Annotated in this window: 27 protein-coding genes; 15 read left to right on the top strand and 12 right to left on the bottom strand. The window is 70.7% G+C overall.

Annotated features, from left to right (window positions below; genetic code table 11):
* The first annotated feature begins 176 nt into the window (after positions 1 to 176).
* Positions 177 to 635 carry an acyl-CoA thioesterase gene (locus tag DFR74_RS37455; protein WP_067511565.1) on the top strand — a complete coding sequence of 153 codons (459 nt, stop codon included), beginning with the start codon at positions 177 to 179 and terminating at the stop codon, positions 633 to 635.
* A 13-nt stretch (positions 636 to 648) separates the two neighbouring features.
* A complete protein-coding gene (locus tag DFR74_RS31445) occupies positions 649 to 1,317 on the top strand; it encodes a hypothetical protein (protein ID WP_232331834.1) in 669 nt (222 codons plus the stop codon).
* 44 nt (positions 1,318 to 1,361) lie between these two features.
* On the opposite strand, the gene DFR74_RS31440 is transcribed toward DFR74_RS31445, so the two are convergent.
* Positions 1,362 to 1,673: an AzlD domain-containing protein gene (locus DFR74_RS31440; RefSeq protein ID WP_067511547.1), complete on the bottom strand. Its 312-nt coding sequence runs from the start codon at positions 1,671 to 1,673 to the stop codon at positions 1,362 to 1,364.
* Positions 1,670 to 2,443, bottom strand: a complete 774-nt coding sequence (locus DFR74_RS31435) for an AzlC family ABC transporter permease (protein ID WP_067511546.1) — start codon at positions 2,441 to 2,443, stop codon at positions 1,670 to 1,672. Before DFR74_RS31435 ends, DFR74_RS31440 begins: the two co-directional genes overlap by 4 nt.
* Positions 2,444 to 2,524: 81 nt before the next feature.
* Here DFR74_RS31435 and DFR74_RS31430 point away from each other — a divergent pair, with 81 nt between their 5' ends.
* Complete coding sequence (locus DFR74_RS31430) at positions 2,525 to 3,094, top strand: helix-turn-helix domain-containing protein (RefSeq protein WP_067511545.1); 570 nt, start codon at positions 2,525 to 2,527, stop codon at positions 3,092 to 3,094.
* 48 nt (positions 3,095 to 3,142) lie between these two features.
* Here the strand turns inward: DFR74_RS31430 and DFR74_RS31425 are convergent, their stop codons facing one another.
* Positions 3,143 to 3,757 (bottom strand): HNH endonuclease, encoded by a 615-nt coding sequence (locus DFR74_RS31425; protein ID WP_407674981.1) that lies wholly within the window; start codon positions 3,755 to 3,757, stop codon positions 3,143 to 3,145.
* 325 nt (positions 3,758 to 4,082) lie between these two features.
* Between DFR74_RS31425 and DFR74_RS31420 the strand changes: the two genes are divergently transcribed.
* On the top strand, positions 4,083 to 4,487 hold the full coding sequence (locus DFR74_RS31420) for a globin (protein WP_067511544.1): 405 nt from the start codon (positions 4,083 to 4,085) through the stop codon (positions 4,485 to 4,487).
* Between the two features lie 121 nt (positions 4,488 to 4,608).
* The gene (locus DFR74_RS31415; RefSeq protein WP_067511543.1) at positions 4,609 to 6,213 is read left to right on the top strand and encodes a glycoside hydrolase family 13 protein; all 1,605 of its coding nucleotides are present in this window, start codon (positions 4,609 to 4,611) and stop codon (positions 6,211 to 6,213) included.
* An 18-nt stretch (positions 6,214 to 6,231) separates the two neighbouring features.
* Here DFR74_RS31415 and DFR74_RS31410 read toward each other — a convergent pair whose 3' ends face one another.
* Complete coding sequence (locus DFR74_RS31410; protein ID WP_084537940.1) at positions 6,232 to 7,002, bottom strand: alpha/beta fold hydrolase; 771 nt, start codon at positions 7,000 to 7,002, stop codon at positions 6,232 to 6,234.
* A 203-nt stretch (positions 7,003 to 7,205) separates the two neighbouring features.
* On the opposite strand from DFR74_RS31410, the gene ctaJ reads away from it, so the two are divergent.
* The 6 genes from ctaJ (at position 7,206) to DFR74_RS31380 (ending at position 10,322) form a co-directional block, all read left to right on the top strand.
* Positions 7,206 to 7,481 carry an aa3-type cytochrome oxidase subunit CtaJ gene (ctaJ, locus tag DFR74_RS31405; RefSeq protein WP_067511541.1) on the top strand — a complete coding sequence of 92 codons (276 nt, stop codon included), beginning with the start codon at positions 7,206 to 7,208 and terminating at the stop codon, positions 7,479 to 7,481.
* On the top strand, positions 7,468 to 7,932 hold the full coding sequence (locus tag DFR74_RS31400) for a DUF5130 domain-containing protein (protein ID WP_067511540.1): 465 nt from the start codon (positions 7,468 to 7,470) through the stop codon (positions 7,930 to 7,932). The genes ctaJ and DFR74_RS31400 overlap by 14 nt, the downstream gene beginning before the upstream one ends.
* Before the next feature lie 180 nt (positions 7,933 to 8,112).
* Positions 8,113 to 8,916 (top strand): NAD(P)H-binding protein, encoded by an 804-nt coding sequence (locus DFR74_RS31395; protein ID WP_067511539.1) that lies wholly within the window; start codon positions 8,113 to 8,115, stop codon positions 8,914 to 8,916.
* Between the two features lie 539 nt (positions 8,917 to 9,455).
* The gene (locus DFR74_RS31390; protein WP_067511538.1) at positions 9,456 to 9,698 is read left to right on the top strand and encodes a hypothetical protein; all 243 of its coding nucleotides are present in this window, start codon (positions 9,456 to 9,458) and stop codon (positions 9,696 to 9,698) included.
* Positions 9,680 to 9,880, top strand: coding sequence for a DUF6186 family protein (locus DFR74_RS31385; protein WP_067511537.1), 201 nt, complete (start codon positions 9,680 to 9,682; stop codon positions 9,878 to 9,880). The genes DFR74_RS31390 and DFR74_RS31385 overlap by 19 nt, the downstream gene beginning before the upstream one ends.
* A 61-nt stretch (positions 9,881 to 9,941) precedes the next feature.
* Complete coding sequence (locus DFR74_RS31380; protein ID WP_084537938.1) at positions 9,942 to 10,322, top strand: helix-turn-helix domain-containing protein; 381 nt, start codon at positions 9,942 to 9,944, stop codon at positions 10,320 to 10,322.
* 621 nt (positions 10,323 to 10,943) lie between these two features.
* Here the strand turns inward: DFR74_RS31380 and DFR74_RS31375 are convergent.
* The 3 genes from DFR74_RS31375 to pepN all read right to left on the bottom strand — a co-directional run bounded on the left by DFR74_RS31375 (position 10,944) and on the right by pepN (position 14,912).
* Complete coding sequence (locus tag DFR74_RS31375; protein ID WP_067511536.1) at positions 10,944 to 11,537, bottom strand: ClpP family protease; 594 nt, start codon at positions 11,535 to 11,537, stop codon at positions 10,944 to 10,946.
* Positions 11,538 to 11,566: 29 nt separating this feature from the next.
* The gene (locus DFR74_RS31370) at positions 11,567 to 12,172 is read right to left on the bottom strand and encodes a ClpP family protease (protein WP_067511535.1); all 606 of its coding nucleotides are present in this window, start codon (positions 12,170 to 12,172) and stop codon (positions 11,567 to 11,569) included.
* A 151-nt stretch (positions 12,173 to 12,323) separates the two neighbouring features.
* Positions 12,324 to 14,912, bottom strand: coding sequence for an aminopeptidase N (gene pepN / locus DFR74_RS31365; protein ID WP_067511534.1), 2,589 nt, complete (start codon positions 14,910 to 14,912; stop codon positions 12,324 to 12,326).
* Between the two features lie 520 nt (positions 14,913 to 15,432).
* Here pepN and DFR74_RS31360 point away from each other — a divergent pair.
* A complete protein-coding gene (locus DFR74_RS31360; protein WP_067511533.1) occupies positions 15,433 to 16,260 on the top strand; it encodes a phosphoribosylaminoimidazolesuccinocarboxamide synthase in 828 nt (275 codons plus the stop codon).
* Between the two features lie 2 nt (positions 16,261 to 16,262).
* Here DFR74_RS31360 and DFR74_RS31355 read toward each other — a convergent pair whose 3' ends face one another.
* The 4 genes from DFR74_RS31355 to DFR74_RS31340 form a co-directional block, all read right to left on the bottom strand.
* Positions 16,263 to 16,736: an NUDIX domain-containing protein gene (locus tag DFR74_RS31355; protein ID WP_067511559.1), complete on the bottom strand. Its 474-nt coding sequence runs from the start codon at positions 16,734 to 16,736 to the stop codon at positions 16,263 to 16,265.
* A gap of 7 nt (positions 16,737 to 16,743) precedes the next feature.
* Positions 16,744 to 17,970, bottom strand: coding sequence for an RNA polymerase sigma factor (locus DFR74_RS31350; RefSeq protein ID WP_198161821.1), 1,227 nt, complete (start codon positions 17,968 to 17,970; stop codon positions 16,744 to 16,746).
* Positions 17,967 to 18,362 carry a YciI family protein gene (locus tag DFR74_RS31345; protein WP_195125810.1) on the bottom strand — a complete coding sequence of 132 codons (396 nt, stop codon included), beginning with the start codon at positions 18,360 to 18,362 and terminating at the stop codon, positions 17,967 to 17,969. The genes DFR74_RS31350 and DFR74_RS31345 overlap by 4 nt, the downstream gene beginning before the upstream one ends.
* Positions 18,363 to 18,468: 106 nt before the next feature.
* Positions 18,469 to 19,689: an NAD(P)/FAD-dependent oxidoreductase gene (locus DFR74_RS31340; protein WP_067511532.1), complete on the bottom strand. Its 1,221-nt coding sequence runs from the start codon at positions 19,687 to 19,689 to the stop codon at positions 18,469 to 18,471.
* A 169-nt stretch (positions 19,690 to 19,858) separates the two neighbouring features.
* Between DFR74_RS31340 and DFR74_RS31335 the strand changes: the two genes are divergently transcribed.
* Positions 19,859 to 20,500: a mycothiol-dependent nitroreductase Rv2466c family protein gene (locus DFR74_RS31335; RefSeq protein WP_232331833.1), complete on the top strand. Its 642-nt coding sequence runs from the start codon at positions 19,859 to 19,861 to the stop codon at positions 20,498 to 20,500.
* Between the two features lie 4 nt (positions 20,501 to 20,504).
* Here DFR74_RS31335 and DFR74_RS31330 read toward each other — a convergent pair whose 3' ends face one another.
* Positions 20,505 to 21,404, bottom strand: a complete 900-nt coding sequence (locus DFR74_RS31330) for a M48 family metallopeptidase (protein WP_113975375.1) — start codon at positions 21,402 to 21,404, stop codon at positions 20,505 to 20,507.
* A gap of 273 nt (positions 21,405 to 21,677) precedes the next feature.
* On the opposite strand from DFR74_RS31330, the gene DFR74_RS31325 reads away from it, so the two are divergent.
* A complete protein-coding gene (locus DFR74_RS31325) occupies positions 21,678 to 22,151 on the top strand; it encodes a ribose-5-phosphate isomerase (protein ID WP_067511530.1) in 474 nt (157 codons plus the stop codon).
* A gap of 9 nt (positions 22,152 to 22,160) precedes the next feature.
* Complete coding sequence (locus DFR74_RS31320) at positions 22,161 to 22,961, top strand: Fpg/Nei family DNA glycosylase (protein ID WP_067511529.1); 801 nt, start codon at positions 22,161 to 22,163, stop codon at positions 22,959 to 22,961.
* Positions 22,962 to 22,971 lie beyond the last annotated feature (10 nt).

The raw sequence follows: 22,971 nt of genomic DNA, 5'->3' as shown, positions 1-22,971 counted from the left end.
TTGCGATACTGGACGCTCAGGATCGGCTCGATCCGAGCGATGCGGCCCGGATCTGAATGTCGAGAATCGGAGTCTGTCGCACCCGCGATCTCGCCTCGTCGCCTGTTGCGGAGTCGCAGCGTGGGAGTCTGGCGAGTGGCCGGGTGCCCACCGGAGGTACCACTGTGACGAGCACGTTGAACGGAAACGGGCAGGCGCACACCGATACGGTCCTGCTGCCCAGGCGATTCCACACCCAGGTGGAGATCCGCTGGTCGGATATGGACGTGTTCCAGCACGTCAACCACGCCCGCATGGTGACCCTGCTGGAGGAGGCGCGCATCCCGTGGCTGTTCGAGGGTGACCGCCCGACGTCGGCCCTCGGCAAGGGGTGTGTGCTCACCGACCTGCACGTGCGCTACCGCGCGCAGCTGCGGCACGAGGACACCCCGCTCGATATCGCCATGTGGGTGCAGCGGTTGCGGGCGGTCGATTTCACCGTGGGCTACGAGGTCCGCCCGAACGGCGCCGCCCCCGACTCGCCGCCCGCCGTGATCGCCTCCACGCAGCTGGCGGCCTTCGACATCGAGACCCAGCGCCTGCGCCGGTTCACCCCGGAGGAGCGCGACTATCTCGCGCAGTGGCTCGACAAGTGACGACGGCGCGGTCGTGATCGGGGAGCAGCGGGTGCTGCACGTCGCCGACCCCGCCGAGCGCGAGAACCTGGCCACCTTCCTGAGCCGGGCGGTGCGGCTGGACCCGGCCGCCGTGATCCGGTTGCGCCGCCGCGGTGAGCGCTTCGTGTCCGGGTGGGTGGCAACGGGTTTCGAGGCGCTGGCGGTGCGCACGGTGGTCGCCGAACTGGGCGTGGACGACGTCACCGTCGGCGCGGACCTGGTGCTGGCCGGGCTCGGCACCGGCAGCCCGATCGACCTCGGCTACTCGATGGACTCCGCGTGGCGCGGGGCGCTGCCGCCCGCCGACGGGTTCGTCCACGTGGACGACGTGCCCGCCCGCACCTTGGTCGAATTGGCCGAGCGCGGAGCGCAATTGGCGAAGGAGCACGGCAGCCAGCACGGCCCGCCCGCCTCCCTGCTCGACCAGACCGTGCTCACGGTGTCGGCCGACGACACCGAGGTGCGGGTGCCGATGCGCGTCGTCTTCGCCCTCACCGCCATGGATTTCATCCCGCACTCGGGGGACAAGGCCGAGGCCCGCCGCATCCCGCCCACCGAGATCGTCCGCGTGCGCGCCACCGCCACCTGGCTGCGCATCGACGCCCGCTACGGGTCCGTCGCGCGCCGCCGCTCGGGCAGTATCCCGTTGCTGCCCAACTGATTCGCGCGGAGCACGCATCAGGTCGTCCGGTTCTGCGCGCCGGGCTACGGCACCCCGGCCAACCGCAGCAAAGCCGTTGTCGCTGCCGCTGCCAGCACCACCACCAGCAGCGGGCTGCGCCGCCACGCGAGCACACCGCCCACGGCGACCCCGGCGGGCAGCGCGGCACCCAGATGACCTGTGCCGAACGGCAATGTCGTGACCGCGACCAGTGCGGCCAGCAACACCACCGCGCCGATCTCGAGCAACTGCCGCGCGCGTTCGGGGAACCGGATGCGGTCGCGCAGGGCGGGTCCGGCCCACCGGAACGCGTAGGTGCCGACGGCCAGGCTGAGAACTCCGGCGACGAGCATCATCGATCCTCACCCCGGCCCGTGCCGTCGGCAGCGCATGTGCGATCTGCCGGCGACGCGCACTCACCCGGGGTGGCGTTCCGTTCCGCACCGGCTCGCTCCGACCGCCGTAATCGCAAGGCGGCGAACAACACCCCCGACAGCGCCAGCAACACCGGCATCCCCGCGGGCAGGAACGGCGCGCTCAGCACCGCGACTCCCGCGCCCACCGCCACGGCGCCGAACGTCGTCCGGTCGCGCAGCGCCGGGATCACCAGGGCGAGCAGGACCGCCGGGAAGACGGCATCCAAACCGAACGCGGCGGTATCGGGCACCACGGTGCCGATCAGCGCGCCCAGCACGGCACCCGTCGGCCAGGCCAGCAGCACGCCGAGGCCGCAGGCCCAGTACACCGCGCGCTTGCGGGCGGGCTCGGATTCGGCGAGCGCCATCGCGACGGCCTCGTCGTTCATGACGTGCACGCCGATCAGCCGCCGCCAGCCGGTGCCCACCACGTCGGGCACCGACAATCCGTAGGGCAGGTGCCTGGCGTTGACCAGCAAGCCCGCCAGCACCGCGGCGATCGGACTGCCGCCCGCCGCGACGATGCCGAGGAACAGGAATTCGGCGCCGCCGGCCAGCACGACGGTACTCAACAGCACCGGCAGCCACACCGGGAAGCCCGACGCGACGGCGGTGGTCCCGTAGGACACGCCGATCACGCCGACCGCCAGGCAGACCGCCGCGATGCCGGTGAACGTCTCCCGATCCAGTGTTCGCCATATCGAACGCATGTTGTTTATAGTGAACATGGCGGGCGGGTAAGTCAATGTGGTTCGCTGTGGGGCGGTTCACGGCGCACGACGGGAGCGGAGATGACGCGAGAGGACACCACGGCGGCGACACCGCAGGCGGCCATCGCGGCCTCGTTGCGCCGCGAGCGGGCCAGGGCCGGGCTCTCGCTGAGCGAGGTCGCCGGGCGCGCGGGCATCGCGAAATCGACGCTGTCCCAACTGGAATCGGGCAGCGGAAACCCCAGCCTGGAAACCCTGTGGGCGCTGTGCGTCGCGCTGGACATGCCGTTCTCGAGCCTGCTGGAACCGCCGCGCCCCACGGTCCAGATCATCCGCGCCGGCGAGGGGCCGGTGGTGGCGGCCGAGCGCGCGGAGTACCAGGCCACGCTGCTGGCGGCCGGTCCGGCGAACACGCGCCGCGATCTGTTCCGCATCACCGCCGAACCCGGTCACGCGCGCGAATCCGATCCGCACATCCCCGGCGTGATCGAACACGTCCTGCTCGGTGCGGGCCGCGCCCTGGTGGGCCCGACCGGTGCCCCAGCCGAACTGAGCCCCGGCGACTACATCGCCTACCCCGGCGACGCGCCCCACGTCTTCGAAGCGCTGGAGCCCGGCACCTGGGCGACGCTGGTCATCGAATACACGTAGGCCGCCGTCTCGAAGCCCGTCCGGCATCGTGCATCGGATCGCCGAGGATCAGGCCGCGCCCTCGCCCAGATACTGCAACCACACCGGGTCGAGTTCGGCGGTGGTGGAGAGCAGCCGCCAGTGCGGGCCCTTGGGGGAGACGAGCGGGGCGCGCAACGTCCAGCCGAGTTCGCTGAGCAGTTTGTCGGCCTTGCGGTGGTTGCACGGCGCGCAGCTGGCCACGCAGTTCTCCCAGGAGTGCTCGCCGCCGCGGCTGCGCGGGATCACGTGGTCGATGGTCTCGGCCTTGCCGCCGCAGTAGCCGCAGCGGTAGCGGTCGCGATGCATGAGGGCGGCCCTGGTCATCGGGACGCGGGCGCGGTAGGGGACGCGGACGTAGGTGCGCAGCCGGATGACGGAGGGCAGGGCCACCTCGGCGCCCGCAGAGTGCACGACCGGGCCTTCGGGATTGTGGTGGACGGCGTCGGCCTTGTCGCAGATGAGCAGAACGACGGCGCGCCGTGCGGACAGTGCGGTGAGCGGCTCGTAGGTGGCGTTGAGAAGCAGCACCCGGCGCTTCGACCAGCTGGTGGATTCGGTGCGGACCGGCGTGAGGTGGTGGCCGTGGTCGGCACGGGATCGATCGTCACCGGAGCGGTGTGACCCCGGATAATTGTCGGACACGATGTGCAGCGGAGTAGCCCCCGACCCACGATTGTGGACGTCGGCGGGCTTCAGTTGTCGGTGAGTCCTGGCCTCGTGTGGACGGCCGTGCCGCTGCTTCATGGGTGACCCCGATTTCGTCCGGTTCAAGATCATGTGCTATCTCTCGGCGAGACTGCCACCAATATGACCATGGAACTCGGCCATTTGCACGGTGATTTCGCACAATGTTGGGTTAACTGCCGCTGAAGTGCCGCCGCTCCGCTATCCGTGTCGGCCGCGCGCTGCCCGCCCGCCGGGGTGCGGGCACAATGGAGTGGGCGCTATCCACGATCGAGAGGACCTGATGACTTCGGGCGAGCAGACGGCGACGTCGTTCTACCAGGCGGTCGGCGGTGCGGACACGTTCCGGCGGATCGTGGCGGCGTTCTACCGCGAAGTGGCCGCCGACGAGGTGCTGCGCCCGCTCTACCCCGAGGAGGACCTCGGTCCGGCCGAGCGCAGGCTGCGGATGTTCCTCGAGCAGTACTGGGGCGGCCCGCGCACCTACTCCGACGAGCGCGGGCATCCGCGCCTGCGGATGCGGCACATGCCGTTCACGATCGGGCCGATCGAGCGGGACGCGTGGCTGCGCTGTATGCGCATCGCCATCGCCGAGATCGAACCCGACATGCTCGACGACGCGCACCGCAAACAGCTGCTCGACTACATGGAGATGGCCGCGTATTCGCTGGTGAACTCGCCGATGTGAAATCCTCGGGCGGTTCCGGTCGGCGACGCCGCGACGTTACGATTCGCTGAAGAGTTGCCAGATTGTGGGAAACCGGCCTCGCCGAGAGGAATACGTCGGCGGTCTTTGGCACTATAGCGGCGTGACAGCAACACCTGACGAGTCCGCGCCCGAGTCGCGCGACGACCGACCGTGGTGGCGATCCGCCGTCTTCTACCAGGTGTATCCGCGCTCGTTCGCCGATTCGAACGGCGACGGCGTCGGTGATCTGGGCGGGCTACGCGAGCGGCTGGGTTATCTGGAACTCCTCGGCGTCGACGCGCTGTGGATCTGCCCGGTGATGCGCTCGCCCATGGCCGACGGTGGTTACGACGTCTCCGATCCGCGCGATATCGACCCGCTCTTCGGCGGCCTGGCGGCGATGGAGGCCCTGATCGCCGAGGCGCACGACCGCGGCATCAAGGTCACCATGGACCTGGTGCCGAACCACACCAGCGACGCCCACCCCTGGTTCACCGCGGCGCTGGCCGCCGCGCCGGGCAGTCCCGAACGCGCCCGCTACCTCTTCCGCGACGGTCGCGGGCCCGACGGCGCCGAACCTCCGAACAACTGGCCGAGCATCTTCGGCGGGCCCGCCTGGACCAGGATCACCGAACCCGACGGCACGCCCGGCCAGTGGTACCTGCACATCTTCGCGCCCGAACAGCCCGACCTGAACTGGGAGAACCCCGAGGTCGTCGCCGATTTCGAGCAGACGCTGCGCTTCTGGCTGGACCGCGGTGTCGACGGTTTCCGCATCGACGTCGCCCACGGCATGGCCAAACCGGAAGGCCTGCCGGACATGCGCGAGGTCTCCACCAAGATGCTGATCCACGACGATGACGACCCGCGTTTCAACAACCCCGGCGTGCACGAGATCCACCGCCGCATCCGCAAGGTGGTCGGCGAGTACCCGCACGCGGTGACCATCGGCGAGGTGTGGGTGGACGACAACACCCGCTTCGGCGAATACGTCCGCCCCGACGAACTGCACCTGGCCTTCAACTTCCGGCTCGCCGAGGCCGAGTTCACCGCCGAGTCCGTGCGCGACGCCATCGAGAACTCGCTCGCCGCCGTCGAACCGGTCGGCGCGTCGCCCACCTGGACGCTGTCCAACCACGACATCGCCCGCGAGGTCACCCGCTACGGCGGCGGGGAGCGCGGTGTCGCCCGCGCCAGGGCGATGGTCCTGGTGGAGTTGGCGCTGCCGGGCTCGGTGTTCCTCTACAACGGCGCCGAACTGGGCCTGCCGAACGTCGACGACCTGCCCGAGGACGTGCTCCAGGACCCGGTGTGGGAGCGGTCGGGTCACACCGACCGCGGCCGCGACGGCTGCCGGGTACCGATCCCGTGGGAGGGCGACCGGCCGCCGTTCGGGTTCACCGAGGGCGAGACATCGTGGTTGCCGATCCCGCCGGACTGGTCCGGGCTCACCGTGGAGGCGCAGCTCGAACAGCTCGGCTCCACGCTCTCGCTGTACCGGATGGCGATCGAATTGCGCGGTCGGCGCGAGGAGTTCGCCGGTTCGCGGGTCGAGTGGTACGGCAGCCCCGAGGGGTGCCTGGCGTTCCGGCGGCCGGGCGGGCTGACCTGCGTGCTCAACGCGGGCAGCCGGCCGATCGCCCTGCCGCCAGGCGAACCGCTGCTGGTCAGCGCGCCGTTGGCCGACGGGAAGCTGCCGCCGGACGCCGCCGCCTGGTTGGTGTGAGGGCGGTAGGGGCCCGAGTCAGCCGGCGCTCGCGAGGAACTGCTCCACGGCAGTCGCCCAGGCTTCGGGCTGTTCGGCCGCTATCGCGTGTCCGCCGTCGAGGGTGATCCTGCGCGCCGCGGGGATGGTGGCGAGTTCCTCGGTGTGCGCCGCCGACACCACGCGGTCGTCGCGCGCGTCGATGATCAGCGTCGGGAGGGAGAGCGCGGGCAGGTCGGCGCGCACGTCGATCTCGGTGAGGAGCCGGAGTTGGTCGTCGGCGCCGGCGGGCAGCGCGGGGGCGATGCTGTCGACCAGGTCGGTGAGGTCCCGTTCGGTGCGCCGATCCAGCCATTCGGCGCTCCACCCGAGCAGCACCAGGTAGGCGGCGAGCGCGCGGCGATCCGTGGCGGCCAGCTCCCGCCAGGTGCGCACCAGCAGGCGCAGGCGCGGGTTGGCCTTGGCGAACCCGGCCGACAGGACGAGCGCCGTGGCCTCGGCCGGGTGGCGGGCCGCGACGCGGATCGCGACCGGTGAGCCCGTCGAGAATCCGAGGAGGGCGAAGCGTTCGTGTGCGGCCGCGTGCGCGAAATCGACCAAGGCGTCGGCGAGTTCGTCCGGGTCCAGTGGGGCGTTCGCGCGGGGCGTGGCGCCCGAGCCCGGGAAGTCCGGGGCCGGCACGGTGTGGTGGGCGGCGAGGCTGTCGAGGATCGGGCCGAAACTGTCGTCGATATCGCTGCTCGCGCCGTGGGCGAGCAGCAGGGCGGGGCAGGCGCCGAGGACGCGGCCGGTGAGCGCGGGAAGGGGCATGTCGGCGACAGTAGGCCTTGACATCGGTGTGAAGGTCGAACGCGGGCGGCCTGGCCGAACGGTGAAACGCCTTGTCCCGCTGGCCGAAAGCCACGGCGACCGAAGGCTGCGATCCGCCGGCTCGGCCGTCCTGACACTCGCGACACGGTGCCGGCCGGCGACCGGTCGAGCGTCTACTACACGCCATCGTCTACCGTTGATCCGTGAGCATTCTCGAGACAGTGCTGATCTTCGTCGGCATCCCGCTGGTGATCTACGCGGCGATCGCCGGATTGTCGTACCTCGGTAAGCCGCTGCCCGGCGAGAAGCCGGTCCACTTCGAACTCGGACAGAAGTGGACCCAGCCGCCGGTGCTGTGGAGTGCCACCGACGAGGTGACCGGTCACGGGCACCACGACGCCGCGCCGCACGGAAACCATGCGGCTATCGAATCCGCCCAGGGTGAGCCGATCGGAGGCCGGGCAAGTGGCAAGTTCTAAGTGGCCCGCGGTGGTCGAGGCCGACCTCCCGCACGGATACGCCCTCACCAGCAGCGGACGCGTGTCCGGTGTGCACGAGGCCGGCGACGTGTTCAAGGAAGCCCCGTTCAGCGATGACGAGCGGCTCGCCATGGACAACGCGCTCACCGAAGCGACCCGCGCGACCAAGGTGCGCTTCAACGTCTACATCGGCGACCTCGGCGCGGACACCGCCGCCGGCGCCGACGCGCTGTTCCCCACCACTCCCGAGGCGGCGCGCTCGGTGCTCATCGCCGTCTCGCCCAACGAGAAGGCCGTCGAGGTCCGATCGGGCCACGAGGTCGCCGACCGCGCGAACGACCGCGTCTGCCAGCTCGGCGTCACCGCCGCGCTGAGCTCGATCCGGCAGGGACAGCTCATCGACGGGCTCGTCTCCGCCGTCCGCGTGATGGCCGCCGCCATCGGTCGCTGACGCCCCACGTTCACCAGCGTGCTCACGGCGCGCCCACCCCTGCGGTGGGCGCGCCGTCGGCGTTTCGGGGGTCCAGAGTTTCGGGGAGGGCGTTCGCGCCCAGATACGAATCCCCGCGCGAGTGCCAGGCGCAGAAAGTGGGGGTTGTCGGGGAGGGGCGCGGCCGAGCAGGTTGGAGGCATGACAATTCTCGTCACCGGCGCCACCGGAAACATCGGACGCAAGGTCGTCGACCACCTGCTCGCGGGCGGAGCCACCCGGGTGCGGGCGCTCACCACCAATCCGGCCAAGGCCGCGCTGCCCGAGGGCGTCGAGGTCGCGCGCGGCTACCTCGGGCGGGTCTCCTCGCTGCCCGCCGCGTTCGAGGGCGTCGAGCGCATGTATCTCGCCCCGCTGCTCGAGACGGTGGACGAGGTGGTCGCGCTGGCGCGGGAGGCGGGCGTGCGCCACATCGTGGACCTCTCCGGCGACGAGAGCACCGACTGGCAGCCGATCGCGAAAGCCGTGGAGGGGTCGGGGGCGGACTGGACACACCTGTACACGGGCGAGTTCGCCGAGAACGCGACCATCTGGGCCGAGCAGATCAAGGCGTCCGACGTGATCCGCGAGGGGTACCCCGAGGCGGGGAACGCGCCGATCACCATGGACGACATCGCCCGCGTCGCGGCGGATGTCCTGCTCTCCGAGGGGCATTCGCACAAGATCTACGAGCTGACCGGCCCGGAGACCATCACCAGGGCCGACAAGATCCGCCAGATCGGCGCGGCGCTGGGGCGCGACCTCACCGTCGAGCACGTGTCGCGGGAAGAGGCGGTGGCCATCCTGCAACCGATGATGGGCGAGTACGCGGAGTGGTACCTGGACGGGATGCAGTCGATGGTCGACCACCCGCAGCGCGCGACCACCACCGTCGCCGACGTGACCGGGGAGCCCGCCACCAGTTTCGCGCAGTGGGCCCGCGACAACGTCGACGCGTTCCGCTGAGGTGCTGAACTCCCCGATGGCTCGCCGAGGGGCGCGCGATACCCGACGCGCCGGTGCCTCTCGGCGACGAGGGTGATGGCCGCCGACGCGCTCGCATCCCCTGGACCCCTGTGGTCGATGCGCTCGGCGGGATCCTGCGACGCGGTTGAGGTCGAGCCGGGAAGTCATATCCTGCAAGAGTGGCAAAGTTGCCGGTCCCGATCGCGCGCCTGCCGTGGGGTGCGGCGGTGCTGTGCTTGATCGCGGGGGTCGGGGCGTTCACGCGGCCGTTCCACTTCGCTTCTACCGCAATGGTTTTGGTTTTCGGAGTGGGAGCGGTCGTGCTGGTGGCGTGGCCGCGGGTGGGTGCGGGGCTCGTCGTGCGGAGGTCGGTGGGGGCGGTGCCCGGAGACGGTCCGCGCCCGTCGGCGGACGACGTGGGTTCGCCGGCGGAATGCGCGGGGTCGGCGACAATCCGCCGCCCGGTGTCCAGCTCTCGCCGGTCAGCGTTGGGTGACCGAGGTGGCGCGTCTCGGCGGGACAGGTCGGCGTCCGGGGCGGTGTCGCGCGTCGCGTTCCGGCGCGGCGTGGTGGTGTGGTCGGTGTTGATCGGGGCATTGGTGGTGCTCGAGGCGTTCGCGTATGTGCGGCAACCGGATTGGCTGCGCGCCGATCCGGAGCACCCGACCCTGTCGATCCTGCTCGACCCGGTGCTGGAGGAGGGGCCGGTGCGGTTCCTCGGGTGGTTGGTGTGGTTGGCGCTCGGCTGGTGGGTGGTGACGCGATGGACGAGCGAACGCTGATAATCGCCGGTTTCGCGGTACTGCTCACCCTGGTGCTCGCCGCCACCGTGCTGGCCCACCTGCGCCGCGACCTGCTGGCTCCGCTGGGCGTGGTGGTCGGCGCGGCCTTGCGCGGGCGCGCCATGCGGCTGGTGGCGGTGGCGGGGTGGATCTGGCTCGGCTGGCATTTCCTCGCGCGCTGACCCATTACGCCCTGAGCGTAAGTGCGGCCGGGGGGACGCCGTGGTGTCGTATCGTCGGCTCATGAGCGAGCAGGCGAGGTTGCACGCGATTCCGGGTGGGGGCGAGGACGCCGAGCGCGACACCGAGCGGTCCGCGGCGGGCGAACCGCTGTGGCGCGAGGTGCTCGGCGAACGGCTCCGCGAGATCCGCCGCGACCAGGGGGAGACCCTGTCCGAGACCGCGCGCCGCGCGGGTATCTCCCCGCAGTACCTGTCCGAGGTCGAACGCGGCCGCAAGGAGCCCTCCAGCGAGATGATCGCCGCCATGGCGGGCGCCCTCGGCACGTCCCTCGGCGAACTCGCCGAACAGGTCGCCGCCGAGATCCGCCGCGACCGCGCCCTGTCCCTCCTGCGCCCTGCCCTGCGCCGCTCGACCCACGGCCCCACCCTCCTGGCCGCCTGAGCTCGAGGGTTCAGCCGCTACGCCGGGTCGACCCACGGCCTCACCCTCCTGGCCGCCTGAGCTCGAGGGTTCAGCCGCTACGCCGGGTAGTACTCGTCGCGCGCGGGCTGACGCGCAAGCTTCGCCCGCGCGCCACCGGGTTTCCGCGTTGCGCACCCCACCACCCTGGCCGCCTGAAACTCGGCACCCGGCCCGGTTCCGTCCACCGGAGTGACCCGCGCGAGACCGGCGGGCCATCGGCAGGGGCGCGTCACCCGCCGGCGCCGCGCGTGCGTCTCGCCCTGTTCGCGGGGAACCTCACCGGCTGGTTCGGTCGACATGCGTTGGGCGCGAACAGCTCCCGCGACTACGGGTGAACGCCGGTACTGGTGCGGCGCACACCGCCGATGCCGTTCGGCATGCGCGGACGCATACAGGCGCGGACGCATAGAGTCCCTGGCAGCCGCGACACCGAACGTCGGCCTCGCCAGATGCGCCGGTATGCCCCTGTCGCGCAGGGAGGAGATACGGCGGGCGGACGGGTGCCACGCAATCGGGTGTATGTCGGAGGTGCGCGACCGATCGCGAGTGCATGGACGGCGTACTCGGTGAACATGACCCCCGCTACACAGCGGTGCCGGCTCAGCCTCGCGGGTCCAGGACACGGTCGGCGAGGCCGTATTCGACGGCGGCGGCGGCGGTGAAGACGCGGTCGCGGTCGGTGTCGTGGCGGAGGGTCTCGACGGTCTGGCCGGTGTGTTCGGAGAGGATCGACTCGATCGCGCTGCGCATGCGGACCAGTTCGTCGGCCTGGATGATCAGGTCGGGGATGGCGCCCTGGCCGCGGGCGGCGGGCTGATGCAGGACCACGCGGGCGTGGGGGAGCATGGCGCGCTTGCCTTTCGCGCCGCCCGCCAGCAGGACCGCGCCCACGGCGATGGCCTGGCCGACGCAGGTGGTGTGCACCGGAGCCTGGATGTAGCGCATGGTGTCGTAGACCGCGAGCATGGCGGGCAGGTCGCCGCCCTCGCAGTTGATGTACATGTTGATCTCCTGGCCGGGGCTCTCCGACTCCAGGTGCAGCAGTTGCGCGATGAGCGCGTTGGCGACGCCGGCGTCGATGGGGGTGCCGAGGTAGACGATGCGCTCGGCCAGCAGGTGGGAGTAGATGTCGGTGATGCGCTCGCCGCCGCCCGGATGCCGCGCGATGACGTTGGGAATCGTGTACGTGGACATGGTCTTTCGCTCCTGGTGTAGGTGGCGGCTCACGCCGAGATGCCGAAGCGCCTGCGCTGGGGGACGATCTGGTCGAACGATTCGACGATGTGGTCGATGAACCCGTACTCGAGCGCTTGCGGCGCGGTGAACCAGCGGTCGTGCAGCGAGTCCTCGTACACGCGGTCGTAGGGCTGGCCCGTGTCGGCGGCGATGATGCCGAGCACCGTTTCCACGGTGTGCCGCAGATCGTCGGCCTGCGCCTCGACCTCCACCGCGCTGCCCCCGATCCCCGCCGAACCCTGGTGCATGAGGATCCGGGCATGCGGCAGCGCGAACCGCCGTCCCGGCGTGCCCGCCGACAGCAGGAATTGCCCCGCGCTGCACGCCAATCCGAGCGCCAGCGTGGACACGCTGCACGGAATCAACCGGATCACGTCGCGAATGGCGAGCATCGCGGGCACCGAACCGCCGGGGGAGTGGATCCACAGCGAGATCCCGGCCTCGGAGTCCTCGGCGGCCAGCGTGAGCAGTTGCGTCGTGAGCAGGGTGCCGTTGTCGTCGTCCAGCCCGCCGTCCAGCACCAGAATGCGCCTGCTCAACAGTTGTTCCCGCGCATGCCGATCGAACAGCGGTGTCTTCCCGTCCTGAGTCATGCCCCCACCGTGCCCCAGAAAATCCCCACCCCACCGGTTCGCTGCCGTCAGCAGATCCGCCCACAGCAGAGAATGTGTGAAGCGGGGGGACCATCCGCACCGCAGCTAGCGTGGGGTGCGGGGCCCGTATCGAGCCCCGCACCGGAGCGGCCTACTGTGCGTCGAAGGCTCGGGCGCGGAGGGAGCGTTCGATGCCTGCTTTTCCTTCCGAGACGAGGCGGTGCAGGGCCGGGGGGTGGTCGGCGGCGAGGAACTTGTCGGCGGTGGCGACGGCTTCCTCGGTGATCTCCCAGGACGGGTAGAGGCCGATGACGACCGTTTGGGCGACCTCGCTGGAGCGGCGCTCCCACACCGAGGGGATGTCGGCGAAGTAGCGCTCGACGAAGCCGCTGAGCAGTTCACCCTGGCCGGCCGGGGCGAAGCCGCCGACGATGGCGCGGGCGGTGATGTTGGGGACGGAATCGTCGCCCATCACCGTGGCCCACGCCTGTTCCTTCACCTCGGCGATCGGGCGGGCGGTGGCGGCGGCCGCCGCGTGGCGCTTGCCCGCCGCCGTGGGGTCGTTGTCGAGTTCCCGATCGATGGTGGGGGTGGCCGTGCCGTCGGCGTCGATCTCCCCCGAGGCCGCCAGCGCGGTGACCAGTCGCCAGCGCAGATCGGTGTCCACGACCAGGCCGTCGAGCCCCAGCGCCGAGGGCTCGCCGTCGAGGAGTTCGCGCAGCACCTCGGTGTGCCGTTCGGCCAGGCGCGCGCCGGTGAGGGCGTTGACGAACGCCAGCTGGTGGTCCGATCCCGCCTCGGCCTCGCGCGCCAGCTCGAGCAGCCGGTCGGCGAATTCGGGCCAGCCCACCTCGGCGGCCCACGCCGGGTCGGCGTAGCTGCCGATGGCGGTGGCGGCCTGCACGAGCAGCCGCTGCACCACGCCGATCTCGGACTCGGCGCCCACACCGCGCTGCACCAGCGCGACGAAATCGCGGGCGCGGAATTCGGCCTGCCTGGTCATCTCCCACGCCGCCGACCAGGCCAGCGTGCGGGGGAGCGGTTCGGCGATATCGGCGATCCGGTTGACCAGCACGTCCAGCGAATCGGCGTCCAACCGCACCGAGCAGTAGGTCAGGTCGTCGTCGTTCACCAGCACGAAGCGCCCGCGCGGCACACCGACCAGCTCCGGCACGTCGGTGCGCTCGGCGGTGTCCAGATCCAGTTCGACGCGGTGCGTGCGCACCAGTTTGCCGTCCACGTCGTCGTACACGCCGATGGCCAGCCGGTGCACGCGGCGCTCACCGGCGCCCGGTTCGGCACCTTCCTGCACCACCGCGAACGAGCGGAACTTGCCCTCGGCGTCGACCTCGAACTCGGGGCGAAGGATGTTCAGGCCGGTGGTCTTGAGCCACTGCGCGCCCCAGGTGGACAGGTCGCGGCCCGACGCCTTCTCCAGCGCTGCCAGCAGATCGTCGAAAGTGGCGTTGCCGTAGGCGTGTTCGGCGAAGTACGCGCGCAGGCCGGTGAGGAACGGCTCCAGCCCGACGTAGGCGACGAGCTGCTTGAGCACGCTCGCGCCCTTGGCGTAGGTGATGCCGTCGAAGTTCACCTCCACCGCGTGCAGGTCGGGGATGTCGGCGGCGATGGGGTGGGTGGAGGGCAGCTGGTCCTGCCGGTAGGCCCAGGACTTCTCCACGTTGGCGAAGGTGGTCCACGCGTTGGTGTACTCGGTGGCCTCCGACTGGCACAGCACCGAGGCGAAGGTGGCGAACGACTCGTTGAGCCACAGGTCGTCCCACCACTTCATGGTGACCAGGTCACCGAACCACATGTGCGCCATCTCGTGCAGCACGGTCTCGGCGCGGCGCTCGTAGGAGGCGCGGGTGACCTTGGAGCGGAAGACGTAGTCCTCCAGGAACGTCACCGCGCCCGCGTTCTCCATCGCGCCCGCGTTGAACTCCGGCACGAACAGCTGGTCGTACTTGCCGAAGGCGTAGGGCACACCGAAGTTGCGGTGGTAGAAGCCGAAACCCTGTTTGGTCTCGGTGAACAGGCGCTCGGCGTCCATGTGTTCGGCGAGCGAGGCGCGGCAGAAGATGCCGAGCGGGATCTCCCCGTGCTCGTCGGCATAGGAGTCGGTCCATTTGGCGTACGGGCCCGCGATCATGGCGACCAGGTAGGTGCTCATCCGCGGCGTGGTGGCGAAGGTGTGCACGGCCACCGCGCCGACCTGCTTGCGGCTGCCCGAGCCGTTGGAGATGACCTCCCAGTCGGCGGGGGCGGTGGCGACGATGTCGAAGGTGGCCTTGAGATCGGGCTGGTCGAAGCACGCGAACATGCGCTTGGCGTCGGCGGTTTCGAACTGCGAGTACAGGTAGACCTTGTCGTCGGTGGGATCGACGAAACGGTGCAGGCCCTCGCCGGTGTGCGAGTACACGCAGTCGGCCTCGACGACCAGTTCGTTGCGCTCGGCCAGGCCGGTCAGCGCGATGCCCTGCGATTCGTCGTAGCCGGTGACGTCGAGCGGCTCGCCGTTGAGCGTGGCCGAGCGCACGCCCGCGGCGACCAGGTCGATGAAGGTGCTCGCGCCGGGGGTGGCGGTGAAGGTGACGGTGGTCTTGGAACCGAAGATGTCGGAGACCGGCGCGTCGGCGGAGGTGGGCTGCCCGGTGAGGTCGAGTTCGATGCGGTAGTTCTCGACGCCCACGGTGGCGGCGCGCTCGATCGCCTGGTCGCGGGTGAGATTCGGGGCGGACATGGAACTCCTTCGCTCGGGGACGAACACGGCACGGTACGAGCTCGCGACGGGTGCTCGCCCGCGGGCGTCGCCACCCGGCGGGACCGCGCTCGCGGAGCCGTCCCGCCAACCCTAACGGCCGAGCGGACGGACGTGCCGGGCCGATCGCCGCGCGACCTGGCCCGCGGCGAAAGTTGTCCACATGTGGATAACCGATTTCGCGCCGAGGGCCGCCCGGGGCGGTATCCGGCCTCGACTCCGGTCGCGGAGCCTGGACGAAACCGCAGGTAGATCCTCCGGCGCGGATTTCGCTGTCGCTCCGGCCGGCTCGTGAAAGTGGCGCTCGCCACGGCGAGGAACGACCCGTCGGCCACCCACCCGGTCCGGAGGGTTCGAGCGCCGGTGACGATAAGGTTCGTATGTCCGACCTCGCGTTCACCGCATACTCGGGTACGCCTCGAACGCTGGGCCGGCGCGACGCATACCGCGACCGTGCGCACGGGCGCACACCTGACCCACTCCCGGAATCGGAGGCCCGACGTTGAAGCATGTGCACGCCGGAAAGGTGCGCGACCTGTACGAGGACGGCGACACCTTGCTGCTGGTCGCCTCGGACCGGGTCTCGGTCTACGACGTGGTGCTGCCGACGCCGATTCCCGGTAAAGGCGCGCTGCTGACCCAGCTCTCCAACTGGTGGTTCGAGTTCTTCACCGATATCCCCAACCACGTCGTATCCACCACCGACGTGCCCGCCGAGTTCGCCGGGCGGGCGGTCCGGGTGAAGCCGCTGAAGATGGTGTCCGTGGAGTGCATCGCGCGCGGATACCTCACCGGGTCGGGCCTGAAGGAGTACCAGCGCACCGGCACCGTGTCGGGTGTGGCGCTGCCGCCCGGCCTGCGCGACGGCGACAAGCTGCCCGAGCCGATCTTCACCCCCACCAGCAAGGCGTCCGAGGGCCACGACGAGCCGATCACCTTCGACGACGTGGTGCACCAGGAGGGCCGCGAGGTCGCCGACCTGCTGCGCGACCGCACCCTGGACGTGTACCGGCGCGGGGCCGAGCACGCGGCGGGCCGCGGCGTGATCATCGCCGACACCAAGGTCGAATTCGGCTGGGACGGCGACGTTCTCACCCTCGGCGACGAGGTGCTCACCTCGGACTCCTCCCGCTTCTGGCCCGCCGACCAGTGGGAGCCGGGCCGCGCGCAGCCCTCGTTCGACAAGCAGTTCGTGCGCGATTGGTCCACCTCCACCGGCTGGGACAAGGAACCGCCCGGCCCGGAGATCCCCGCCGACATCGTGGAGGCCACCCGCCGCAAGTACCAGGAGGCGTACGAGCTGATCACCGGCCGCCCCTGGGAGCTCTGAGTTCAGCTCTCGCCGAGCAATTCGGCCAGCCGGTCCAGGTAGGGCCGCTGACCCGCGGTGAGTTTGTCGCGGGCGGTGTCCAGGTCGAACCATTCGGCGCGGTCGACCTCGGGGAACTCGGCGAGCGTGCCCGAGCGCGGCGGCCATTCCATCTGGAACGTCCCCGGCGTCACTGCGGACGGGTCGAGGTCGCCGTCGACCGCCCACACCGTGAGGTGCTTGCGCCCGCGCCCGCTGCCGTACTGCACCTCGCCCAGGGACGCCCAGTCGCCGTCGGGCACGGGCAGGCCGAGCTCTTCGGTGAACTCGCGCCGCGCCGCGACGGCAGGTTCCTCCGCACCGAACTCGTACTCGCCCTTGGGAATCGACCAGGCCCCCGCGTCCTTGCGCGCCCAGAACGGTCCGCCCATGTGCCCGAGCAGCACCTCGGCCCGTTCGCCGCGCCGGAACAGCAGCACGCCCGCGCTGTACTTCATGATCACCTCAGGAGTCGGAGTCGGCGGCGCTGCGCACCCGGGCGGCGCGCAACATCAGATAGTCGCGTTCGGGCACGCTGGTGGTGCGCGCCGCGGCGGCGGTGTAGTGCGCGATCGCCGCGGGACGATCACCGGCCATCTCGTAGAGGTGCCCGCGCACCGCGTCGAGCCGATGGCCGCGCCCCAACTGATCCGCCACCGTCTCCGCCAGCTCCAGTCCGGCCGGGGGTCCGTGCACCATGGCGACGGCGACCGCCCGGTTCAGCGTCACCATCGGATTGGGCGCCAGCCGTTCGAGCACGTCGTAGAGGCCGAGGATGCGCGACCAGTCGGTGTCCTCGGCGCGCAGCGCCTGCCCGTGCAGCGCCGCGATGGCGGCCTGCACCTGGTAGGTGCCGGTGAGCCCGCCGGACAGCGTGCTCGTCACCAGTCGCACGCCTTCCACGATCATCGTCCGGTCCCAGAGTCCGCGCTGCTGTTCGTGCAAGGGGATCAGCTCGCCGTGCGCTCCGGTCCGCGCGGCGCGGCGGGAATCGGTGAGCAGCATGAGGGCGAGCAGGCCGGTGACTTCGCTGTCGTCGGGGAGGAGTTCGTGCACGGCGCGAGCGAGGCGGATCGCTTCGGCCGAGAGGTCCGCGCGCCGCAGCTGCGCCCCCGAGGTGCTGGTGTGCCCCTCGCTGAAGATCAGGTACAGCACGTGCAGCACCGCGCCGAGCCGGTCGCGCCACTGCGCGTCACCCGGACGGGCGAACGGCCGGTCCAGCGCGGCCAGCCGCTTCTTCGCGCGCGAGATGCGCTGGCCCATCGTGGCTTCCGGCAGCAGGAAGGCGTGCGCGATTTCCTCGGTGGTGAGTCCGCCGACCGCTCGCAAGGTCAGCGCGATGGCGCTGGCCTGCGAGAGCGCGGGATGACAGCACAGGAAGAACATGTCGAGGGTGTCGTCGCGATCCGCGGCGTCGCCGTCGGGCACCTCCCGCTCGAACACCGTGACCTCGCGGCGCCTGCGCGCCACCTCCGCGCGCACCGCGTCGGTCATCCTGCGCTGGGCCACCTGGATCAGCCAGCCGCGCGGATTCTCCGGCACGCCCTCCTCGGGCCACTGCGTCGCCGCCGCGAGCAACGCCTCCTGGACGGCGTCCTCGGCGGCGTCGAAATCGCCGAACCGGCGCACCAACAGGCCGAGGACCTGCGGCGCCAGCTCGCGCAGCAGGTCCTCGGTGCGTGCCGGAATCACCGCGGCGGTGCGCTCATCACCGCGCGGACCTCGATGTGCTCGCCGATCGGCTTTCCGCCGGGGCCCGGCGCCGCCGACGCCTTCGCGGCGATCTCCACCGCGCGCTCGGGGCTGTCCACATCGACGATCCAGTACCCCGCCAGGAATTCCTTCGTCTCAGGGAAAGGGCCGTCGGTCACCACCGGCGCGGAGCGCCCATCGGAACTGACGATGCGCGCCTCGTCGGGACCGGCCAGCCCCTGCCCGTCCACCAGCTCACCGGACTTGGCCAGTTCCTCGCCGAGGGCGCGCTGGAAATCGATGTGGGCCGCGATGTCCTCGGGCGCCCACTCCGAGATCGGGATGTCGCAGTTGGCGGGGGGTCCGTATGACTTGATCAGCATGTATTTCACGGTCGGCTCCTTGCCGGTCGACGCGCCCCGGTGGCGCTCTCATGAGAAGGTCGGCGCGGGACAGCGGGTTTCGACGTATCCGCTCGGGAATTCTTCCGGCCGGTTCTCACAGGGGCGTCGAGGGGTCGGCCAGCCGATCGGGATCGACCGGTTCGCCCGCGGTGATGAGCTCCTTGATCCGGTCGGTCACGTCCCACACGTTGACGTTCATCCCCGCCAGCACGCGATTCCGCGCATCCAGCCAGAACGCCACGAACTCGCGCGCGTCCAGATCCCCGCGGATCACCACGCGCTCGTAGGCGCCGGGTGCGGCGTAGCCGGTGTACTCCATCCCGAGGTCGTACTGGTCGGTGAAGAAGTAGGGCAGTCGATCGTAGGTGGCGGGTTTGCCGAGCAGGGTGGCCGCCGCCACGGCGGGCTGGTTCAGCGCGTTCGCCCAGTGCTCGACCCGGATCCGGCGACCGTAGTGCGGGTGTTCCTCGGCCGCGATATCGCCGACCGCGACGATGTCGGGATCGCTGGTGACCAGGCTCGCGTCCACCAGCACACCGTTGTCGACGGCGAGCCCGGCGGCCTCGGCCAGCCCGGTGTTGGGGGCCGCGCCCACCGCGACGAGCACCGCGTCGGCGGGCACCTCGGTCCCGTCGCCCAGGCGTACGCCGGTGGCGACGCCCTCGCGGGTGACGATCTCCTCGACGCTTGCGCCCAGCCGCAGATCCACGCCGTGCGCGCGGTGCAGGTCGGCGAACACCGCACCCATCTCGGGGCCGAGCGCGCCGAGCAAGGGCTGCTCCGCGGACTCGATCACGCTCACCGTGACGCCCTTGGTGCGGGCCGCGGCCGCGACCTCCAGCCCGATCCAGCCCGCCCCGATGATCGCCAGCCGCCGGTCCTGGGCGAACAGTTCGATCAGCGTGTCCGAGTCGTCGATGGTGCGCAGCGTGTAGACGTTCGCCGCGTCGGCGCCCGGCAGGGGCAGCGTGCGCGGGGTGGAGCCGGTGGCCAGAGCCAGCTTGTCGTAGGTGAGGGTCGAATCGTCGGGCAGCGTGACGGTTTTCGCGCCCGCGTCGATCGCCATGACGGTGGTGCCGAGCAGCAGTTCGACGTGGTGGTCGCGGTACCACTGCGCGGCGTCGACGGTGAATTCGGCGAGGCCCTTCTTGCCGAGTAGATGCTCCTTGGACAGCGGTGGTCGCTCGTAGGGCAGATGTTCCTCGGCGCCGATCAGGGTGACCTTGCCGTCGAAATCGTTGTCGCGCAGCGCTTCGGCCACTTTGGCGCCGGCCAGGCCGCCGCCGACGATCACGAAATGCCGATCCGAGGTCATCGTGGACTCCTCTCGGGGGGAACTCGTGTCCTCGAGCCTACTGTCACGCGGACACCGGCAACGCGATATCGCGACGCCGCCCGGGAACGAATCGCGCGGCGCCGTGGTTGGTTCGGAGTAGCGGCGCCGGGGCGTCGCGTATTCGAGCATGCGATCGAGAGGACCACCCGTGACCGACACGGTTGAGAAGGATGTCGCCGAATTCTGGTTCGACCCGCTGTGCCCGTGGTGCTGGATCACCTCCCGCTGGATTCTGGAGGTCGAGAAGGTCCGCGATATCGAAGTGCGCTTCCACGTCATGAGCCTCGCGGTGCTCAACGAGGGACGCGACCTGCCCGCCGAGTACCGCGAACTGCTCGAGACCGCGTGGGGTCCGGTGCGCGTGGCCATCGCCGCCGAACAGCAGCACGGGGAGAAGGTGCTCGCCCCGCTCTACACCGCCCTCGGCACCCGTTTCCACGACGGCAACACCGCCTACGGCCGTCCGACCACCGCCGAACAGCGCAAGCAGGTGATCGCCGACGCGCTCGCCGAGGTGGGGCTGCCCGCCGAACTGGCGCTGGCCGCCGACAGCACCGACTACGACGAGGCGCTGCGCAAGAGCCACCACGCGGGCATGGACAAGGTCGGCGACGACGTCGGCACCCCGACCATCCACGTCAACGGCGTCGCGTTCTTCGGTCCGGTCCTGTCCCGCATCCCGCGCGGCGAGGACGCGGGCAAGGTGTGGGACGGCGTCGTCGCGCTCGCCTCCTACCCGCACTTCTTCGAGCTCAAGCGCACCAGGCACGAGGAACCGGCCTTCGACTGAGCCGCTACGGCACCGGTTTCGGCGGCAGGCTCGGCACCTCGCCGTAGGGCGCGGGCGGCGGCGGGCCGCCGAAACCGGGGCGCGGGCTCGGCCGCCAGAACATCTTGCCGTGCCTGCTGCGGTCGCGCAGCGCCCACATCCGCCAGGTCAGCACCGGGTGGGTGGACATGGCGTTGACCAGCCAGACGAATCCGCCCTTCTCGGTGGCGGCGCGGTCGGCCATCTCGTCGAACCCGACCAGGGTGTTCATGTACTTGCCCGCCGCGAGCGTGCCCATCGCGGCGGCCGCGCCGGTGTGCCGGTTGCAGTAGCCGTGGTTGTCGGCCGTGTACTCCTGGGAGCGGATCAGCGAATTGCCCAGGATGGGCAGGAACGGCACCAGGAACATGCCGAGCTGGCGCCAATAGGAGGTGTGGCCCGCGGCGATGTGGCCGACCTCGTGGCCGATGATGAAGGCGAGCGCGTCGGGTTCGCGGGCCTGACCGCCGATTTCGAACAGGTCGCTGTACACCACCACGAACCGGCGGAAGCCGTGGCCGGAGGCGAACGCGTTGATCTGGCCGTTGCCGAGCACCACGTAGGCGTCGGGCGCCTTGGCCATTCCGAACCTGGCCGCCGCCTCGGCCACCATCCGGTACCCCTCCGGGAACTGCGTCGGCGACATCTTCACGCCGTTCACCCGCTGCGTCGCGAAATTCATACCGCGCGCGGCCCACACGATCACCGGCGCGAGCGCCAGCAGCAGGACGAGATCGCTCGGCGCGGCGCCGTCGAGCAGCGCGCCGATCAGCACGAGCACCGCGATCAGATACGCGATCGCGGTGAGCACCACGACCGCCACCAGCAGCGGGATCTCCCAGCTGTGCCGGGCGGGCATGCCGAACGGGGAGAGCCCGCGCGGCATCCGATGCGGCGTCGGCGGCGGGGGCGCGCCGTAGGTCGGGTACCCGCCGGTGTGCGCGGTCGGATACGGCGGTTGCTGGACTTCCCACCCGGTCGGCGGCGCGTACTGGTCCGCGGGCCGGTCTTGCGGGCCCGGCGGATTCGGTTCGTGCGGCTGCATGATGTGCACTCTATTCATCGCCGGCCGTGCCGGTCGGCGCGTCGGCGCGCGACCCGCCCGAGGGGGACGATCCCGCGCGGAACCGGCCCGGACGGGCCTGACACAATCGCAGCCATGCGCGTATACCTGGGTGCCGACCATGCCGGTTTCGAACTGAAGAATCACGTCAAGGCCCACCTCGAGCAGGCGGGGCACGAGGTCGTCGACTGCGGCGCCCTCGAATACGACGCACTCGACGACTACCCCGCGTTCTGCATCGAGGCGGCCCGCCGCACGGTCGCCGATCCGGGCAGCCTCGGCCTGGTGTTCGGCGGCAGCGGCAACGGCGAGCAGATCGCCGCGAACAAGGTGCCCGGCGCCCGCTGCGCGCTGGCCTGGAGCGTGGAGACCGCCAAGCTGGCCCGCGAGCACAATAACGCGCAGCTCATCGGCATCGGCGGCCGTATGCACTCCACCGAGGAGGCGCTGGCCATCGTCGACGCGTTCGTGAGCACGCCCTGGTCGGGTGAGGAGCGCCACCAGCGCCGCATCGATATCCTGGCCGAGTACGAGAAGTCCGGGGAAGCGCCCGCCGTTCCCGCGTACTGAGTTCGTCTCGTGCCGGAGGGGCACACGCTGCACCGCCTCGCGGACCGGCATCACCGGCGGTTCGCGGGCGGCGTGGTGCGGGTGTCGAGTCCGCAGGGCCGGTTCGCCGCCGACGCCGCGCGCGTCGACGGTCAACGGCTCGAGCGGGCCGAGGCCTACGGGAAACACCTGCTGCACCACTACGAATCCGGGCTCACGGTGCACGTGCACCTGGGTCTGTACGGCAAGTTCTACGACGCCGAGCTGCCGATGGGGGAGCCGGTCGGCCAGGTGCGGATGCGGATGGCCGGCTCGTCCGGTTTCGGCACCGACCTGCGCGGACCGGCCGCCTGCGAGATACTGCTGCCGCCGGAAGTGGACGCGCTCACCCAGCGCCTCGGACCCGATCCGCTGCGCCCCGACGCCGAGCCGGAGCGGGCGTGGCGGCGGATCACCCGTTCCCGCAGGCCGATCGGCGCGCTGCTGATGGACCAGAGCGTGCTCGCCGGCGTCGGCAACGTCTACCGCGCCGAAGTGCTGTTCCGGCACGGCATCTCGCCCTACCGTCCCGGCGTGGAACTCGGCGTCGACGAGTGGGCCGCGCTCTGGGACGATCTGGTCGAGCTGATGCCGGTGGGTGTCGCGACGGGGCGGATGCACGTGGTGCGGCCCGAACACGATCACGGCGAGCCGTCCTACGCCCCCGATCGCCCGCGCACCTACGTCTACCGCAGACCCGGCGCCGGATGCCGGGTGTGTGCGTCACCGGTTGCCCACGCGGTGCTGGACGGCCGCAATCTCTTCTGGTGCCCGACCTGCCAGCCGAAATGAGGCCGCGCGC

This window comes from Nocardia puris (assembly GCF_003315035.1).
Taxonomy (GTDB): Bacteria; Actinomycetota; Actinomycetes; order Mycobacteriales; family Mycobacteriaceae; genus Nocardia; species Nocardia puris.
The sequence above is the reverse complement of the archived record's forward strand: the minus strand, read 5'-3'. Positions and strand labels throughout refer to the sequence as shown.

Coding starts and splice junctions, on each gene's coding strand:
- DFR74_RS31440 (WP_067511547.1), bottom strand. CDS start 1,673: ATGATGCTCGTCGCCGGAGTTCTCAGCCTGGCCGTCGGCACCTACGCG.
- DFR74_RS31435 (WP_067511546.1), bottom strand. CDS start 2,443: ATGCGTTCGATATGGCGAACACTGGATCGGGAGACGTTCACCGGCATC.
- DFR74_RS31430 (WP_067511545.1), top strand. CDS start 2,525: ATGACGCGAGAGGACACCACGGCGGCGACACCGCAGGCGGCCATCGCG.
- DFR74_RS31420 (WP_067511544.1), top strand. CDS start 4,083: ATGACTTCGGGCGAGCAGACGGCGACGTCGTTCTACCAGGCGGTCGGC.
- DFR74_RS31410 (WP_084537940.1), bottom strand. CDS start 7,002: ATGCCCCTTCCCGCGCTCACCGGCCGCGTCCTCGGCGCCTGCCCCGCC.
- DFR74_RS31395 (WP_067511539.1), top strand. CDS start 8,113: ATGACAATTCTCGTCACCGGCGCCACCGGAAACATCGGACGCAAGGTC.
- DFR74_RS31385 (WP_067511537.1), top strand. CDS start 9,680: ATGGACGAGCGAACGCTGATAATCGCCGGTTTCGCGGTACTGCTCACC.
- DFR74_RS31380 (WP_084537938.1), top strand. CDS start 9,942: ATGAGCGAGCAGGCGAGGTTGCACGCGATTCCGGGTGGGGGCGAGGAC.
- DFR74_RS31375 (WP_067511536.1), bottom strand. CDS start 11,537: ATGTCCACGTACACGATTCCCAACGTCATCGCGCGGCATCCGGGCGGC.
- DFR74_RS31370 (WP_067511535.1), bottom strand. CDS start 12,172: ATGACTCAGGACGGGAAGACACCGCTGTTCGATCGGCATGCGCGGGAA.
- pepN (WP_067511534.1), bottom strand. CDS start 14,912: ATGTCCGCCCCGAATCTCACCCGCGACCAGGCGATCGAGCGCGCCGCC.
- DFR74_RS31355 (WP_067511559.1), bottom strand. CDS start 16,736: ATGAAGTACAGCGCGGGCGTGCTGCTGTTCCGGCGCGGCGAACGGGCC.
- DFR74_RS31340 (WP_067511532.1), bottom strand. CDS start 19,689: ATGACCTCGGATCGGCATTTCGTGATCGTCGGCGGCGGCCTGGCCGGC.
- DFR74_RS31330 (WP_113975375.1), bottom strand. CDS start 21,404: ATGCCGCGCGGGCTCTCCCCGTTCGGCATGCCCGCCCGGCACAGCTGG.
- DFR74_RS31325 (WP_067511530.1), top strand. CDS start 21,678: ATGCGCGTATACCTGGGTGCCGACCATGCCGGTTTCGAACTGAAGAAT.